Origin of the sequence: Avibacterium endocarditidis (assembly GCF_965138825.1) — a bacterium.
GTDB lineage: Bacteria > Pseudomonadota > Gammaproteobacteria > Enterobacterales > Pasteurellaceae > Avibacterium > Avibacterium endocarditidis.
Map to the genome: position 1 here is coordinate 14,799 of NZ_CBCSDH010000014.1, position 15,467 is coordinate 30,265.

The 15,467-nt window shown below is 41.5% G+C and carries 12 protein-coding genes; 8 read left to right on the top strand and 4 right to left on the bottom strand.

Features of this window, described 5'->3' with window-relative positions:
• Positions 1–173: 173 nt before the first annotated feature.
• A complete protein-coding gene (locus ACNAV8_RS08705) occupies positions 174–1,238 on the top strand; it encodes a porin (protein WP_415777582.1) in 1,065 nt (354 codons plus the stop codon).
• 10 nt (positions 1,239–1,248) lie between these two features.
• Positions 1,249–4,266 (top strand): chondroitinase family polysaccharide lyase, encoded by a 3,018-nt coding sequence (locus ACNAV8_RS08710; RefSeq protein WP_415777583.1) that lies wholly within the window; start codon positions 1,249–1,251, stop codon positions 4,264–4,266.
• 777 nt (positions 4,267–5,043) lie between these two features.
• On the opposite strand, the gene fur is transcribed toward ACNAV8_RS08710, so the two are convergent.
• The 4 genes from fur to ACNAV8_RS08730 form a co-directional block, all read right to left on the bottom strand.
• Positions 5,044–5,484, bottom strand: a complete 441-nt coding sequence (fur, locus tag ACNAV8_RS08715; protein WP_103852677.1) for a ferric iron uptake transcriptional regulator — start codon at positions 5,482–5,484, stop codon at positions 5,044–5,046.
• Positions 5,485–5,513: 29 nt separating this feature from the next.
• The gene (fldA, locus tag ACNAV8_RS08720) at positions 5,514–6,041 is read right to left on the bottom strand and encodes a flavodoxin FldA (RefSeq protein WP_415777584.1); all 528 of its coding nucleotides are present in this window, start codon (positions 6,039–6,041) and stop codon (positions 5,514–5,516) included.
• A 2-nt stretch (positions 6,042–6,043) separates the two neighbouring features.
• Positions 6,044–6,331: a LexA regulated protein gene (gene ybfE, locus ACNAV8_RS08725; protein ID WP_103855624.1), complete on the bottom strand. Its 288-nt coding sequence runs from the start codon at positions 6,329–6,331 to the stop codon at positions 6,044–6,046.
• A 126-nt stretch (positions 6,332–6,457) separates the two neighbouring features.
• The gene (locus ACNAV8_RS08730; RefSeq protein ID WP_103855625.1) at positions 6,458–7,243 is read right to left on the bottom strand and encodes an alpha/beta fold hydrolase; all 786 of its coding nucleotides are present in this window, start codon (positions 7,241–7,243) and stop codon (positions 6,458–6,460) included.
• A 79-nt stretch (positions 7,244–7,322) separates the two neighbouring features.
• Here ACNAV8_RS08730 and seqA point away from each other — a divergent pair, with 79 nt between their 5' ends.
• From seqA to ACNAV8_RS08760, 6 genes are read left to right on the top strand one after another with little or no spacing between them, the layout of a single operon-like run.
• Positions 7,323–7,952 carry a replication initiation negative regulator SeqA gene (gene seqA, locus ACNAV8_RS08735; RefSeq protein WP_103855626.1) on the top strand — a complete coding sequence of 210 codons (630 nt, stop codon included), beginning with the start codon at positions 7,323–7,325 and terminating at the stop codon, positions 7,950–7,952.
• 11 nt (positions 7,953–7,963) lie between these two features.
• Positions 7,964–9,382, top strand: a complete 1,419-nt coding sequence (gene menE, locus ACNAV8_RS08740) for an o-succinylbenzoate--CoA ligase (protein ID WP_103855627.1) — start codon at positions 7,964–7,966, stop codon at positions 9,380–9,382.
• 1 nt (position 9,383) lies between these two features.
• Positions 9,384–12,695: a mechanosensitive channel MscK gene (gene mscK, locus ACNAV8_RS08745; protein ID WP_415777585.1), complete on the top strand. Its 3,312-nt coding sequence runs from the start codon at positions 9,384–9,386 to the stop codon at positions 12,693–12,695.
• A 20-nt stretch (positions 12,696–12,715) separates the two neighbouring features.
• Positions 12,716–13,798 (top strand): chorismate synthase, encoded by a 1,083-nt coding sequence (gene aroC / locus ACNAV8_RS08750; protein ID WP_103855628.1) that lies wholly within the window; start codon positions 12,716–12,718, stop codon positions 13,796–13,798.
• On the top strand, positions 13,795–14,652 hold the full coding sequence (gene mepA / locus ACNAV8_RS08755; protein WP_103855629.1) for a penicillin-insensitive murein endopeptidase: 858 nt from the start codon (positions 13,795–13,797) through the stop codon (positions 14,650–14,652). The genes aroC and mepA overlap by 4 nt, the downstream gene beginning before the upstream one ends.
• 41 nt (positions 14,653–14,693) lie before the next feature.
• Positions 14,694–15,458 carry a TSUP family transporter gene (locus tag ACNAV8_RS08760; RefSeq protein ID WP_415777586.1) on the top strand — a complete coding sequence of 255 codons (765 nt, stop codon included), beginning with the start codon at positions 14,694–14,696 and terminating at the stop codon, positions 15,456–15,458.
• Positions 15,459–15,467 lie beyond the last annotated feature (9 nt).

The window sequence follows — 15,467 nt, forward strand, 5'->3', positions numbered from 1 at the left end:
TTTTTGAAATATTATGCTTTTCTCCATTGAAATATTTGCCTATCATAATAACGAATGATCAGTTTTAGTTACTTTTGTGTTGTATTTAACCAGCTTGAACATCGCAATGGCTCAGATTAATCGTATTTAATTTGAGGTGTCTTTTCACAATGAATAATAAGGATTATTGCTATATGAAAAAATCACTTTCTCTTCTTGCGCTTTCACTTCTCGCAGCAACAAGCACAGCAAGTGCGGTAGAAATTTATAAAAAAGATGGCACGAGCGTGCAGCTCAACGGGCAATTTAGACCAATGCTTGCACATACGGAAGGAGAACGCTCAGACTTGCGAGATCGTGGTTCGCGAGTGGATTTTATCTTTGCACAAGAAATGACAGAAGATTTACGATTGATCGGTAAAACCAGAATTGTTTTTAATGGGAAAGATGCTAACGGTAGCAATCATTCAGGCTTTGGCGAGCCGCGTACTGCACAACTGTATCTTGGTGTAGAACACAAATCCGTAGGGCGTTTATATTTAGGTCGCCTACCAACCAATGGTGATGCCATTATGTTAGGAGACTGGCAATTAGGGGGAAGTGGACGTAACCCACTTACCGCTTCCACTGAGAAAGGGGCACATTTCAGAACCGTGGAATTTGCTGGTTTCCAGTTTGGTGCTGATTATTTATTTGGTTCATCTGAAAAAGGCGTTGATAACTCACCTAAGCACTTAAAAAATGGTTATGGGCTTGCGTTATATTATACGAATAAATTAAATGATGACTGGCGTGTCCGTTTTAGAGCAGGGTACACTCGTGATAACTACGATAGCCACCAATTCTCAGCACCAGACAGCACTGGAGCAAATAAATCTTGGATTGAAAAAGCTGTAAACCGCTCTGCGTGGCGTGTGGCAGGTGAAGTGAAATACCGTAATTTGGAAGTTGCTTATAACTATGGTGAATTAAAAGATCTACAACGCGCGAACTATCTTGACACTAATGCAGTAAAAGAAAAAAGACATTTCCTCGCAGCAAAATATTTCATCACGCCAAAATTTGCAGGTTATAGCCAATTCCGTTATGAAAAACGTGGTGAAAATGTAAATCACGGTTACACCTTAGGGCTGGATTATCGTCCAATCAAAAACTTGATCACCTTTATCGAATTTGGGCGTGATCGCAATATCAGCAACGTAAATGTACATAATAAATATGTAAACCAATACTACACGGGCTTCCGTTTCTTATTCTAAGGGAGAACCTATGAAAGCGAGCTTATTTCCAAAGCTGAGCCTATTAACTGCCTGCGTTATTGCAGGCAGTGTTAATGCGGCGAATTATGCGTGGGATTTTTTTGAAAATGCACAGCCACCAGCTTATTTAACGGTAACCAATGGACAGGTTGCGCCGAGTACGTTGCATTACAAGGACGGTAAGCAGGCGTTGCATTGGCAATTCGAGCCGAAAGGGCGGTTGGTTTTTGCGCAAAATTTAGATTTTTCACAAAATGACGATATTTTACCGCAGACCTTTATGCTATGGCTTTATAACGATAAAGCCTTAAAGCAGCCTTTGCAATTTGCCTTTGAACAAAATGGCCAGGTGAAAAAATCCTTTAAAATTAATTTAGATTTTGTCGGCTGGCGTGGTATTGCCGTGCCATTTCGTGATATGCAAGGCGAAAAGGTAACAAACCTAGATAAATTGGTGATCCAAGCGCCTGATGAAGCGGGATCGCTTTATTTAGATCAGCTTTTATTCAACGTACCAGTAGATAATCGTTACCCAATTCCAGATTATCAAGCGGATTTTGTGAACCCAGCGGCAAGCACGGCGGTGAATAAAAACTGGAATGGCTTGCTGATGTATGATCGAATGCTAAGCAAAAATTACCCACATTTTGATTTTAATACGAGCTTTCATTCTGATCCGCAAAGCGAAAGCATTTATCAACGCTTTGAACAAGTGCTAAATGTGTTTGCAGATAAACCAAGTGCGGTGGATTTTTCACAAATTTTGCAGAAATATCAGGCGTTTAATATTAGTGAAAAAAATGGCGTAATCCAAGGCGCGATGCTGGATTTCCCTGCGCGACAAAAATTTATGAAGAACGCACAGGTGTTTAGCAAACAAGATCAAGCGTTTCTACTGAGTTCTGTGTCAATGCGCGAGCTGGGCAAAGTGATGTTAGAAAGTGCAAAAGCCTTGCGTACAGGCAAACTGACAGATGAACAACGCCAACAGCTGGAAGCACAATTCTTACTCGCCACCCGTTATTTATTTGATCAAGGTTTTGTACGAGGTAGTAGTATTCAAATTGTGAGCCATATGGGGTATCAAAATCGAGAAATTTTTGATGCCTGGTTCTTAATGAGAGATTTGTTATCTCAGCAAGGATTGCTGGAACAAGCTCAAGGTGCAATGGCGTGGTTTAGTGGGGCTGGACGTATTTTTGAACCAGATAGCAGTATTGTAGAAGCGAATGTAGATATTCTTAATACGCAACTGCAATGGATGTTGAAAAGTATTTTATTATTACCGAATGAAAATCAACGTGCTGGGCTGTTAAAACAGTTTTCACATTGGTTGAGTACGACTGTTTTACAATCTCAAGGGGTTGCCGGTGGGTTTAAGCCTGATGGTTCAATGTTCCACCATTCACAGCATTATACAGCCTATGGAAAAGATGCGTTTACAGGGCTTTCTCCTGTTGTTTATGCAATTAGTGGAACACCTTATGCACTTACTCAAGAGGCGAAAAAACGTCTTGATGATGTGTTGTATAAAATGTGGGTTTATACCAAAGAAGGGCATATCCCTATTGTAATTAGTGGCCGCCATCCAACAGGGAAATTCTCCATTGCCTCTGCGCCTTATAAATGGTTTGCTTTAGCGGGCGATGAAAAAAATTCGGCAAAAATCAACCGCACTTTTGCCGCCATTTATGCCGCGCTTGAACATAAAGCAGAGTTTGAAGGTGTGCCAGCCGCAGCAGAGCCTACTGGAGCCTGGGCAATGAATTACGCCTCGATGGTGGTTCAGCGTCGTCACCAAGATGATCCAAAACTTTCTTGGCTTGCCATTGCACGAGGATTTAGTCGTTATTTAGTTGGCAATGAATCCTACGAAAAAAACAATCTGTATGGACGTTATATGTCCTACGGTGCGTTAGAAATCATTCCTGAGCATTTCAATGATCGTGGCTATCGCTATGACGGTTGGGACTGGAATCGTTTCCCTGGCACCACAACCATTCATCTGCCATACCCTGAGTTAAGAGCCAAATTATCACAGCTCCCAGCCGCAGGATTGGAAGAAATGCTGCTTTCTACCGAAACCTACGCAGGTGGAACGGATCTGCATAACAATAGTATGTATGCAATGAAATTGCGCGGCCATAGCAAATATCAGCAAGAATCCTTGTTCGCGAAAAAATCCTACTTCCTTTTTGATAATCAAATTATCGCCTTAGGATCGGATATTCGTAATGATGACAAACAGCACGCAACGGAAACCACCTTGTTCCAGCATAATGTCGCAGATCTTAAACCAATGTTTATCAATGGAAAACCATTGGCAACCTTAGGGACAGTGGAAGAATTATCCGGCCCTGTTACTTTGGCAGATCCTGCGGGCAACCGCTATTATGTGAGCGCAGGGCAAAAATTGACGGTGCGTTATCAAGAACAAGAATCTGTTGACGATCGCAACGATAAACCAACCCAAGGCAAATTTGCTAGTGCAGTGTTAGATCACGGCAAAGCTCCAGAAAATGGGCAATATGAATATGCCGTACTCATTGCACCAAACGCTGATGAAGGAGTGGATTACCAAAAATTATCCCACAGCAGCAAATTACACGCAGTGCGTGATAAGCGTAGTGGTCAAGAAGGCTATGCCTATTTTGAAGCAGAGCAAAAAGACGTGGGCGGCATATTGCTTGGGGCAAGCCAACCGCTAATGGCAATGGCTCAACAAGGCAACGAAGCAGGCAAGGATTATCTTGATCTATCTATTGTGAACCCTGATTTTGCTTTCTATCAAGGCACGGAAGAAGATCAAGTGAAAGACGGCAAACAAGTGGAAGTGAGCATTTATTCTCGCACTTGGCGTAAAACCCCTTCTCAACCACAGCATTCTAGTGTAACGGCAAAAGGCAAATGGCAACTCACCCAAGCTAGCCAATGCGCCAAAGCTGAAGTGAAAGGGGAAAACACCTTAGTTTCCACCCAAACCACAGACGCAACCCCTTGTAAAGTGAGATTGATTGCTATGAAATAACAGCTAAAAATCTACGAAAAAAAATACCGCACTTTGATCTGCATCCCAAATCCTAGACATCTAGGAAGTTTAAATATTGAGCTCTGTATTATACAGAGTTCAATTTGTTTAATGTGGTTGAATCCGTAGCTCATTATAATAGTGAATATACTTGCAGTGCCACCTTTAGCTCCGGGACATTAGCAAAACGATTCGGGTAAAAACATTTTGATTTCACAATGCTAAAACACTTTCTATCACCGCATTATCATAGCAATTTTCCTTACAACTCATACCCTGAATCGCCTTTGGTACTCCCTTTTCATCCACCAATATTTCTCACTAAGCAGCCAGTTGATAAGACAACCTTAGTCGTTATAAATCAGCGGTACCGCGCCAGAAACTCGCTTAACAAGGCTTCTTTAAGTATTTTCGATACTAAGCCAAAACTTTGTGGCCGCCCGATTTGGTAGGCAATAATCTCATGGTTCACCAAATCCATCATTGGCGAAAGATATTATAACTTCTAGCTGACGAATTAGCCCATTAATACCATATTTTAATGAGCAGTGACCAAATCACAATTTGATTATGGATAGTTGGAAAGACTGCAATATTCCTCTGCCTGATGGAGGCTCATGCCTTTCTCAGAGGCTAAGGAAATCGTCCATAGTTTAAATTCTGTTGAATAATGTTTTCTCATAAAAAATCTGCTCCTTAATTCGTGGATGATATCCAACTTTTTGGGAGCAGATCAAAGAGCGGTGATTTTTTTGTAAGTTTTTGGAGAAAACGAGATTATTTTTTCTCTTTTTCATCACAGTTATCAATATCACTACATTTTCCGTAAAGATATAAACTGTGGGTTTTTAACTTAATACCGTGTTGTTCACTGATTTGTTTTTGTCGTTGTTCAATGATTTCATCATTAAATTCAAACACTTTGCCACAATCCACGCAAATAATGTGATCGTGATGCTCGCTCGGTGCAAGTTCAAAAACAGATTTATTTCCTTCAAAATTATGGCGAATCAGGATATTTGCTTCGTCAAATTGATTAAGCACACGGTAAACGGTGGCTAAGCCAATATCTTCACCACGTTCAAGCAATAGTTTATAAACATCTTCTGCAGAAAAATGCGACATACTATGTTCTTGCATTAACGCTAAAATCGTTAAGCGTGGTTCGGTGATTTTTAACCCCGCTTTTTTAAGAAGTTTGATATTTTCTTCAGACATAATGTTTCCTTTCTTTTGCTCTTGGTGGGTTATTCAACTAACTCAGCTAAACACATTTCATCAAAAACTTGTTTTGTCCATTTCTCAACACGTTCTGTGGTGAGTTCTGGCTGACGATCTTCATCAATACATAAACCAACAAAGGTGTTTTCATCAACTAATGCTTGTGAAACTTCAAAGGTGTAACCTTCTGTTGGCCAATGACCTACGATAATCGCGCCTTTCGGTTCGATAATATTACGTACCGTTCCCATTGCATCGCAGAAATATTCGGCATAGTCTTCTTGGTCGCCACAACCAAAAATGGCCACTAATTTATCGGTGAAGTCAATTTCTTCTAAGGTTGGGAAAAAATCGTCCCAGTCGCACTGTGCTTCGCCATAGTACCAAGTTGGGATACCAATCATTAAAAAGTCATAGGCTTCGATATCTTCTTTTGTGCTTTTGGCGATATCACGAATATCCACCACTTCTGAGCCTAATTGTTTTTGAATCATTCGTGCAATGTTTTCAGTATTGCCCGTGTCACTACCATAAAATAAACCAACGATAGCCATTTTTATTTCCTATGTTCTTGAAATTTAAAATATTCTTGTAAAATCGTTACGATTAACTCTGAACGACTAACACGCTGTACAGACGCTAAATCTTCTAATTGTTGAACAATGTCCGTATGTAATTTTAATTCAACACGCTTTAACCCGCAGGATTTATCCCGTTTAAGCTGGTTGCGTTTGTTGATACGGAGCTGCTGTTCTCTGGTCAGCGGATTTGTTTTTGGGCGTCCCACTTTGGGTGTGTTAGCAAACAGATCTAAGGTTATGCAATCTGCATCTTGTTTTGCCATTTTTCAAATCACTGAACTGGTTAAAATGTAGCTAATTGAGAATGATAAGCTACAACTACTAATGACCGCGAACTATATCACAATTCATAGTTGATTAAAACCCTCAACCTTTGATTGGTGAGATTGTCATTGGCTATCTAAAAAACGCTGAATAATGCGAATAATAGCTTCTGGTTTTTCCGCGTGTACCCAATGTCCGCTGCCGTTAATGGTAAAGGACGTGGCTTGCGGAAATTGTGCTAAAATCTGCTCACTATATTCTGGCTGAATATAATCCGACTGCCCACCTTTAATAAATAGGGTAGGGTTGGGGTAAAAACAAGTTTGCCAATCCATAATATTGGCATAATTTTGTTTAAGTGCGGTTAAATTAAAGCGAAATTTTTCCGCTGATTGGCCATCAAAAGATTTCAGCATAAATTGCTGAATGCTTTCTTGCGGGATATGTTGGCTTAAAATTGGTTTGGCCTGTTGGCGAGTTTCAGGTTGCGCGGCTTTAACCGCAAATAATCCAGCAAAAATACTATCGTGGCCGTGTTCGCCATATTTCACGGGTGCAATATCAATAATGATCAATTTTTCCACTAAATCAGGGCGAAGTGCGGCGGCTTTCATTGCGGTTTTTCCGCCCATAGAATGGCCGATTAAGATCACTTTTTTTAGCTCTAAATGTTCAATGGTCGCCAATAGATCTTCTGCCATTAATTCATAATTCATTGATTCAGAATGAAAACTCTGTCCGTGATTGCGTAAATCTACACGTAAAATAGGGTAATGTTCCGAAAAAGCACGTGCGATCACCCCTAAATTATTCATATCGCCAAATAAGCCGTGAATAAAAACTAAGGTAGGGTTGCTAGTAGGTTGTTTTAATTGATGAAATTGAAAATTGAGTAATTGTGTTTGCGACATAATTTTTGCGTGAGTATTTGGAAATAAATCGCTATAATGTTGCAAAAGCGTAAAGAGATCAAGCAACTGGAGTGAAAAAATGAAAATTATTGAAGTAGATGAAGAACTCTATCAGTACATTGCAAGTAACACACAATCCATTGGGGAAAGTGCGTCTGATATTTTACGCCGTTTACTCAATTTCCCCAGCGTGCGTGCGGACAATGGGCTTTCTTCTGAGCCAGCGATTTCCGCCAATAAGCAATCAGTGGTGGAAATGCCTAATACACCTTCATCTAAAGAGAAAAATGAAGAAAAGCCTGTAACGCAAGAAAAAGTAACAAGAAGAAAACAGCCACAAGAATCAATCCAAAAAGTGGTAGGGAAAGTTCGTGAGTTGCTCCAGTCTGCCGATTTCCAGCAAGAAAGCAAAGCAGTGGTACGTTTCTTAGCTATTTTACGTGTGCTGTATCGCACCAATCCAGAAAGTTTTGCGCAGGCTACGGAATCCTTACAAGGCCGTACGCGGGTTTATTTTGCACGTGATGAAGGTACGTTATTAATGGCGGGTAATCACACTAAGCCAAAACAAATCCCTGATACACCATATTGGGTGATCACCAATACGAACAGCGGGCGCAAGATGTTAATGCTGGAAGGGGCGATGCAATCAATGCACTTGCCAGAAGAATTAATAGAAGAAGTGCGGTCGTTTTTCACTGCAAATTAATTGGCATTACAATGACATATCTTTGGCAACATTATGCCGCTCAGCCTGATTATCAACACAAAGTAGCCTTGCGTAATGAGCAAGGCGAACTTTTTTCTTGGCGACAACTTAGCGAAAAAATTAATGCTGTGGCTTATGCGTTTTCTCAGCAAGGGGTAAACGCTGGCGATGGCATCGCATTGTGCGGAAAAAATAGTTTTGCCTTATTGCTTGCCTATTTGGCAGGGATTCAGCTTGGTGCAAGAGTGCTGGGGATTAATCCTGCCTTTCCCGCAGAAAAGATCACGCAATTATGTGAAAATGCAGCAGTGCCGTTTTATTACGATCCTAAGGGCGAAAAAACGTTGCAAAATTGCACCGCACTTTTGATTTCATCGGACTTGCCACATTTTTTTTCCGCATTAAAAGAACAGGCAATGGTGGATTACGATCCCAACCGCCCAGCTACAATGACGCTCACATCAGGTTCAACGGGCAACCCTAAAGCCGTGGTGCATACTGTACAAGGGCATTTGGATAATGCGCAAGGCGTGTGTGAGTTAATGGCGTTTGGGGCTGAAAATGCGTGGTTGCTTTCTTTGCCTTTATATCACGTTTCGGGCCAAGGCATTGTGTGGCGCTGGCTGTACGCAGGGGCAAGGCTGCATTTACCAAATGAAGATTTTTATACGGAAGCGGCTAGCGTTTCTCATCTTTCCCTTGTGCCAACCCAATTGCAACGGTTTATCGCTTATTTACAACAACGCCCTGAACAAACTATTCAAACGCAACATATTTTATTGGGCGGTAGCCATATTCCCCTTGCTTTAACACAACAAGCCGCGCAATATCAGCTGACTTGTTATTCAGGCTATGGAATGACGGAAATGGCGTCCACGGTTTGCGCGAAAAAAAGCGATCAATATAATGGTGTGGGCTTGCCACTTAAAGGGCGAGAACTTGAACTCATTGATGGTGAAATTTGTTTGCGTGGCGCAGGCTTAGGGCTAGGCTATTGGCAACAGGGCGAAATATTCCCCTTAGTGCAACAAGACGGCTGGCTTCATACCAAAGATCTAGGCGAATGGAAAAATGGCGAGTTACGCATTTTAGGGCGTTTAGACAATATGTTTATTTCAGGCGGTGAGAACATTCAGCCTGAAGAGATTGAACGGATAATCTTGCATTATCCTGAAATAAAACAAGTGTTTATCTTGCCAGTGGAGGACAGTGAATTTGGTCAGCGACCTGCAGCAATGGTTGAGTTTGCTAATGGATTTAGCCAAAGTGCGGTGGAAAATTTACGCATTTGGCTTGCCACAAGATTAGAAAAATTTAAGCAACCCATACACTATTTTCCGCTAGATGTGGCACAATGCCAGCAACAGGGAACAATTAAAATTTCACGCAATGCGTTAAAAATGGCGTTAAAAGAATTACTAGGAAAATAAAATGAAACTGATTGAGCGTATTTTTGCGATCTTTTTTCTGTCCTTGATTTGGGCTTCTGCAAGTTGGGCGGCGTTACCAAAAGAAGCGGATATTCAAACACAGCTTGCTGCGGCGAAAGAGTCAGATCAAAGTGATGTGAATAATAAAATCTTGGTGCAAAACCTAGAGGAAACGCTCACTTTGCTTGGAAATATTGAAAAGCAAAAAGCCGATAACGCTGCTTTAAGTAAATTGGTGGATAACGCCCCGAAACAGGTTGCAGATTTACAAGTTGCGGTGGATAAATTAAAAAATGCCGCTCCTGTTACGTTACAAGATTTCGAGAAATTATCACTTACCGATTTACAAACGCAATCTATTGCCACGCAACAAAATTTGCAACAAATCCAGACGGATTTGCTAGCAATTAATGCGCAGTTAGTAAGTCAGCGAGCTGCACCAGAGCGTGCGCAGTCTGCCTTGAGTGCAAATTTAATTCGTTCACAAGAAATTGATAAATTGCTATTTGGCATTACAGCAGCAGATTCGGTTGAAAAAACGAAATTAGAAACTGAACTGGTCTTGATCGGTTTACAAAACACCTATAACCAAATGTTGTTGCAGGGCAACAATGATCTTACCTCGCTTTATACAATCCAATTAGAGCAAAAAAATTTGATGCAACAACAGTTGCAAACTAAGCTTTCTATGTTGCAAGAGGTGATTAATGAAAAGAATTTGCAAGAAACTCGCCAACAAGCAGAACAGTTAAAGCAATCGCAAACGAATGTACAAGATAGCAATCCCATTATTGTAGAACAGCAAAACCAAAATGTGCGAATTAGCCAAGATTTGGTGAAACAAACCGCTCAGCTAAATGCACTATCACAAGATAGTTTGAGAATAAAGAGCGTGCTGGATAATTTGCAACAAACAGAACGGAACATTAATGAACAAATTAGTGCGTTGCAAGGCACATTGGTGCTTTCGCGCATTATTAATAAGCAAAAACAACTGTTACCACAGGATCAAATGATCCGTGGTTTGCCAAAACAAATCACCGATTTACGCGTACAGATTTTTGATTTAACAGAGTTGCGGGATAATTTATACGATACCCAAAGTTATATTTCTAATTTAGAAAAAAGCACGAATACCCATTTAACTGATGATGAAAAAAGCCAGCTTACGACAATTTTGCAAGAGCGGCGTAAATTATTATCAGATTCTATTACGAATTTGAATAATCAGCTAAATTTAGCCATTAATATTGAATTAAATCAGCAACAGGTTACCGCAATTAGTGATGCCTTGCAGGGAAAATTACAACAGCAAAGTTTCTGGGTGAGAAGTAATCCGCCGTTGGATATGGATTGGTTTACCAATTTCTTGCCAAAAGTGAAATATCAGTTGCAAGATATTAAGCGTTTAATCAATTTTTCTAACTGGAAAGACAACTTGCTGCCAACCGCAGTGTTAGTTATTTTATTAATGATTTTCACCGCACTTATTCAATGGCGAAAAGAGAAAATCACTCAACGTTTGGCTTATATCAATAGTAAGATCAACACGTTAAAAGGCGAGCGACAACGTTATACACCAGAAGCGATTTTTTGGACGCTAATTTTATGCTTGCGTTCTACCTTCATTTTCTTGTCAGCCTTAATTCTGATTGCCTCGATCTGTTTTGAGAAGCCAGAACCATTTTGGGTGTGGTCTTTCAGAATGGCGGGGTATTGGCTATTTTTTGCTTTTATCTTGGCAATGCTCCGTCCTAATGGATTAGCCTATCGCCACTTTAATATGCCGCAATCTAATGTGCAGCTGTTTTATTCTGTTTCTAAACGTTCTGTTTGGATTTATGCGTTATGGCTGAATGCATCTATTTTTACGAATTTAGATGCAGGAATTACCAATGATGTTATTGGTGAAGTGCTAACCATCTCAATTTTAGTGATTTCTCTTTTCATCGTAGGGCCACGTTTACGCTATGCAGTAAGCATTTATCAGAAAACCCAAGAACAAGCGGGAGAGCGGAGCTATTTATTCAAGTTTTCACGCATTGTATTAGTGATCGCACCGATCGCATTAATCGTGTTGATCGTAATGGGTTACTATTACACCGCACTGAATTTGATGGAACATTTGATCTCCTCTTATTTTGTGTTGGTAATTTGGATGATTGCGCGCGATGTGGTGTATCGTGGCTTTACTGTATCGGCAAGACGGCTTGCCTACCGACGCTTACAAGAGAAAATTCAAGCACAACAAGCGCAAAAAGAAGACAATAATAATGATCTGAACTCTGATTATTCACGCGAAGAAAGCTTAGCTATTTCGCAAGTGAAAAGCCAAGTGAAAAGCGTGGTGGATCTCTTATTATGGCTAGCCTTATTTGGCTTATTTTATTGGGTGTGGTCTGATCTCATCACCGTTGCCTATTATTTAGAAGGGGTAACCTTGTGGCAACAACAGGTGGTAACAGAAACTGGCACGGTGAGCGAATCCATCACCTTACTGAATTTATTATTTGCTTTGATTATTATCATCGGTACTTATGCGTTAGTGAAAAATATTGGCGGCTTGCTTGAAGTTTTAGTATTTTCACGAATGAGTTTTTCGCAAGGAACGCCTTATACCATCACCACCTTGCTGACCTATTTTATTATTGCTATTGGCGGCGGCGCAGCGTTTTCCGTGTTAGGAATGTCGTGGTCAAAATTGCAATGGTTATTTGCCGCACTTTCGGTAGGTTTAGGTTTCGGTTTACAAGAAATTTTCGCCAACTTTATTTCGGGGATTATCATCTTATTTGAACGCCCGGTGCGGATTGGCGATGTGGTAACCATTGGTGAATATTCAGGCACGGTATCGAAAATCCGTATTCGTTCTACCACCTTGATCGATTTTGATAAAAAAGAAGTGATCGTGCCAAATAAAGCTTTCGTAACAGAACGCTTGATCAACTGGGCATTGACTGATTCAATGACGCGCGTGGTGTTAAGCGTAGGCGTGGCTTATGGCTCAGATTTAGAATTAGTGAAACGTTTATTATTGCAAGCCGCTGATGAATGTGAATATGTTTTGAAAGATCCAGAGCCTGTGGCATACTTCTTAACTTTTGGCGCAAGTACCTTGGATCACGAACTGCGTGTTTATGTGGGTAACCTAAATGAACGCACCCGAACCATCGATTATGTGAATCGCCGTATTGATGAGCTATTTGCCGCGCATAATGTGGAAATTGCCTTCAATCAGCTTGATGTGTTCATTAAAAATCCAACCACATCGCAAGAAATAAAAATCGTGTCAGAAAATTTAGCGAAATCATAAGGAATAAATAAGGAAAAATAATGGCAGGAAACAGTATTGGACAACTTTTTCGCGTAACCACCTTTGGTGAATCCCACGGCGTTGCCTTGGGCTGTATTGTGGACGGCGTACCACCGGAGCTTGAACTTTCAGAACAGGACATTCAGCCAGATTTGGATCGCCGTAAACCCGGTACTTCACGTTACACCACACCAAGACGGGAAGATGACGAAGTGCAAATTCTCTCAGGGGTATTTGAAGGGAAAACCACAGGCACGAGCATTGGAATGATCATCAAAAATGCCGATCAACGCTCGCAAGATTATGGTGAAATCAAAGATCGTTTCCGCCCCGGTCACGCTGATTATACTTACCAACAAAAATACGGCTTGCGTGATTATCGTGGTGGTGGACGTTCTTCCGCTCGCGAAACAGCAATGCGTGTGGCCGCTGGGGCAATCGCGAAAAAATATCTGCGTGAACATTTTGGCATTGAAGTGCGTGGTTATCTTTCGCAAATTGGCTCAGTGAAAATTGATCCGAAAACGGTAGAAAACATTGCTCAAATTGACTGGCAGCAAGTAAACAGCAACCCATTTTTCTGCCCCGATCCAAGTGCGGTGGAAAAATTTGATGAATTAATCCGTGAGTTAAAAAAAGAAGGCAATTCCATCGGCGCTAAATTAACCGTGGTGGCAGAAAATGTGCCAGTAGGCTTAGGTGAACCAGTTTTCGATCGCCTTGATGCGGATTTGGCACACGCGTTAATGGGCATTAATGCAGTGAAAGGCGTGGAAATTGGTGATGGCTTTGCGGTGGTGGAGCAAAAAGGCACACAGCATCGTGACGAAATGACGCCAGCAGGTTTTTGTTCTAACCACGCAGGGGGAATTTTAGGCGGCATTAGCTCGGGCCAACCGATTATTGCGACCATTGCGTTAAAGCCTACTTCGAGCATTACCATTGCAGGGCGTTCGGTCAATCTTAACAATGAACCCGTGGAAGTGATCACCAAAGGTCGCCACGATCCTTGTGTTGGCATTCGCGCCGTGCCAATCGCGGAAGCAATGACCGCCATTGTTTTACTCGATCACCTATTAAGATTTAAGGCACAATGTAAATGAAAAATTTAACCAAATTATTAAGTGCGGTGCTTTTTTGCGGAATTTTTTCTGCGAGCAGCGCAATGGCAGGCCCTGAATATTGGCAGAAAGTCAAACGCCCTATTGCAGGCGAGCCAACCCCAGTGGGATCTTATAGCAATGGCTGTATTATCGGCGCGCAACCTTTGCCTTTTAATGGCGAGGGTTATCAAGTGATCCGTACCAGCAAAAATCGCTATTACGGACACCCAGATATGATTGCCTATTTGCAACGTTTAGGCAAAAAAGCTAAATCAGCAGGCATTCCAACAATGCTTATCGGCGATATCGCAATGCCGGGGGGCGGACGCTTTTTAACGGGACACGCCAGCCACCAAATGGGCTTGGACGCAGATATTTGGTTACGCTTAGGGCGTTTATCCGATAAAGATGCACAAAATCCAGCGGGAATGGGCTTGTTAGTGGTGGATCGCAAAGCGCAACGTGTTGATGATTCCGTATGGAATGACAATCACGCCAATTTAATTCGTTTAGCGGCGCAAGATAAGCAAGTGGCGCGTATTTTCGTTAATCCTGCAATTAAATTGAAATTATGCCAAACGGTGCGCGGCGATCGCAGTTGGTTGCAAAAAATTCGTCCGTGGTTTGGACACGATTCCCATTTTCACGTTCGCTTAACTTGCCCGAAAGGTGCGACTTACTGCGAAAATCAAGCGCCCGTCCCAGCAGGCGAGGGCTGTGGTGATGAGCTATATTCTTGGTTTAAGCCAGCGAAACCTTCAACAGGAACAAGCAAACCCAAAGCGCGTCCACCTGAACCATTTTTATGCCAGCAAGTAAGCCACGCGCCAAACCAAAGCGAATGGTTGGAATAAGCCTTAGCGTATCAAGATAAGAGCGAAAATAGGAGCGAAAAATGGAAATCAGCCTAAATCTCATTGCGTTATTATTTTTAGTGGCATTTATTGCAGGATTTATTGACGCAATTGCTGGCGGTGGCGGTTTAATCACTATTCCTGCCTTATTGATGACAGGCGTTCCCCCTGCAATGGCATTAGGCACGAACAAACTGCAGGCCTGCGGCGGCTCATTTTCCGCGAGCTTTTATTTTTTACGCAAAAGAGCGGTGGATTTAAAAGAAATTTGGCTGCTCGTGCTAATGACCTTTATCGGCGCAGTGCTTGGCACGATCCTTATTCAGTTAGTGGATAGTGCGTTGATTAAAAAAGTCATTCCATTTTTAGTGCTAGCCATTGGCTTGTATTTTTTATTCACCCCAAATTTAGGTGATGAAGATCGGCATAAACGCATTTCTTACGCCACTTTTGCCTTTAGTGCAGGATTTGGAATTGGTTTTTATGACGGTTTCTTCGGGCCGGGAACAGGCTCATTACTAAGTTTAGTTTTTGTTACGTTGCTTGGTTTTAATCTTGCGAAGGCCACAGCTCACGCCAAAGTGCTAAATTTCACCTCAAATATTGCCGCACTTTTGTTATTTCTTATTGGTGGACAAATTTGGTGGGAAGCTGGGCTGGTAATGATGTTAGGACAAATTATCGGCGCAAATTTAGGCGCGAAAATGGTGCTAAGCAAAGGCAAACAGTTAATTCGCCCGATGGTGGTGATAATGTCTTTTATTATGACTGCCAAAATGGCTTATGATCAAGGCTGGTTCGGTTAGTTGAGGTTT

Coding starts and splice junctions, on each gene's coding strand:
- ACNAV8_RS08705 (WP_415777582.1), top strand. CDS start 174: ATGAAAAAATCACTTTCTCTTCTTGCGCTTTCACTTCTCGCAGCAACA.
- ACNAV8_RS08710 (WP_415777583.1), top strand. CDS start 1,249: ATGAAAGCGAGCTTATTTCCAAAGCTGAGCCTATTAACTGCCTGCGTT.
- fur (WP_103852677.1), bottom strand. CDS start 5,484: ATGTCTGAAGAAAATATCAAACTTCTTAAAAAAGCGGGGTTAAAAATC.
- fldA (WP_415777584.1), bottom strand. CDS start 6,041: ATGGCTATCGTTGGTTTATTTTATGGTAGTGACACGGGCAATACTGAA.
- ybfE (WP_103855624.1), bottom strand. CDS start 6,331: ATGGCAAAACAAGATGCAGATTGCATAACCTTAGATCTGTTTGCTAAC.
- ACNAV8_RS08730 (WP_103855625.1), bottom strand. CDS start 7,243: ATGTCGCAAACACAATTACTCAATTTTCAATTTCATCAATTAAAACAA.
- seqA (WP_103855626.1), top strand. CDS start 7,323: ATGAAAATTATTGAAGTAGATGAAGAACTCTATCAGTACATTGCAAGT.
- menE (WP_103855627.1), top strand. CDS start 7,964: ATGACATATCTTTGGCAACATTATGCCGCTCAGCCTGATTATCAACAC.
- mscK (WP_415777585.1), top strand. CDS start 9,384: ATGAAACTGATTGAGCGTATTTTTGCGATCTTTTTTCTGTCCTTGATT.
- aroC (WP_103855628.1), top strand. CDS start 12,716: ATGGCAGGAAACAGTATTGGACAACTTTTTCGCGTAACCACCTTTGGT.
- mepA (WP_103855629.1), top strand. CDS start 13,795: ATGAAAAATTTAACCAAATTATTAAGTGCGGTGCTTTTTTGCGGAATT.
- ACNAV8_RS08760 (WP_415777586.1), top strand. CDS start 14,694: ATGGAAATCAGCCTAAATCTCATTGCGTTATTATTTTTAGTGGCATTT.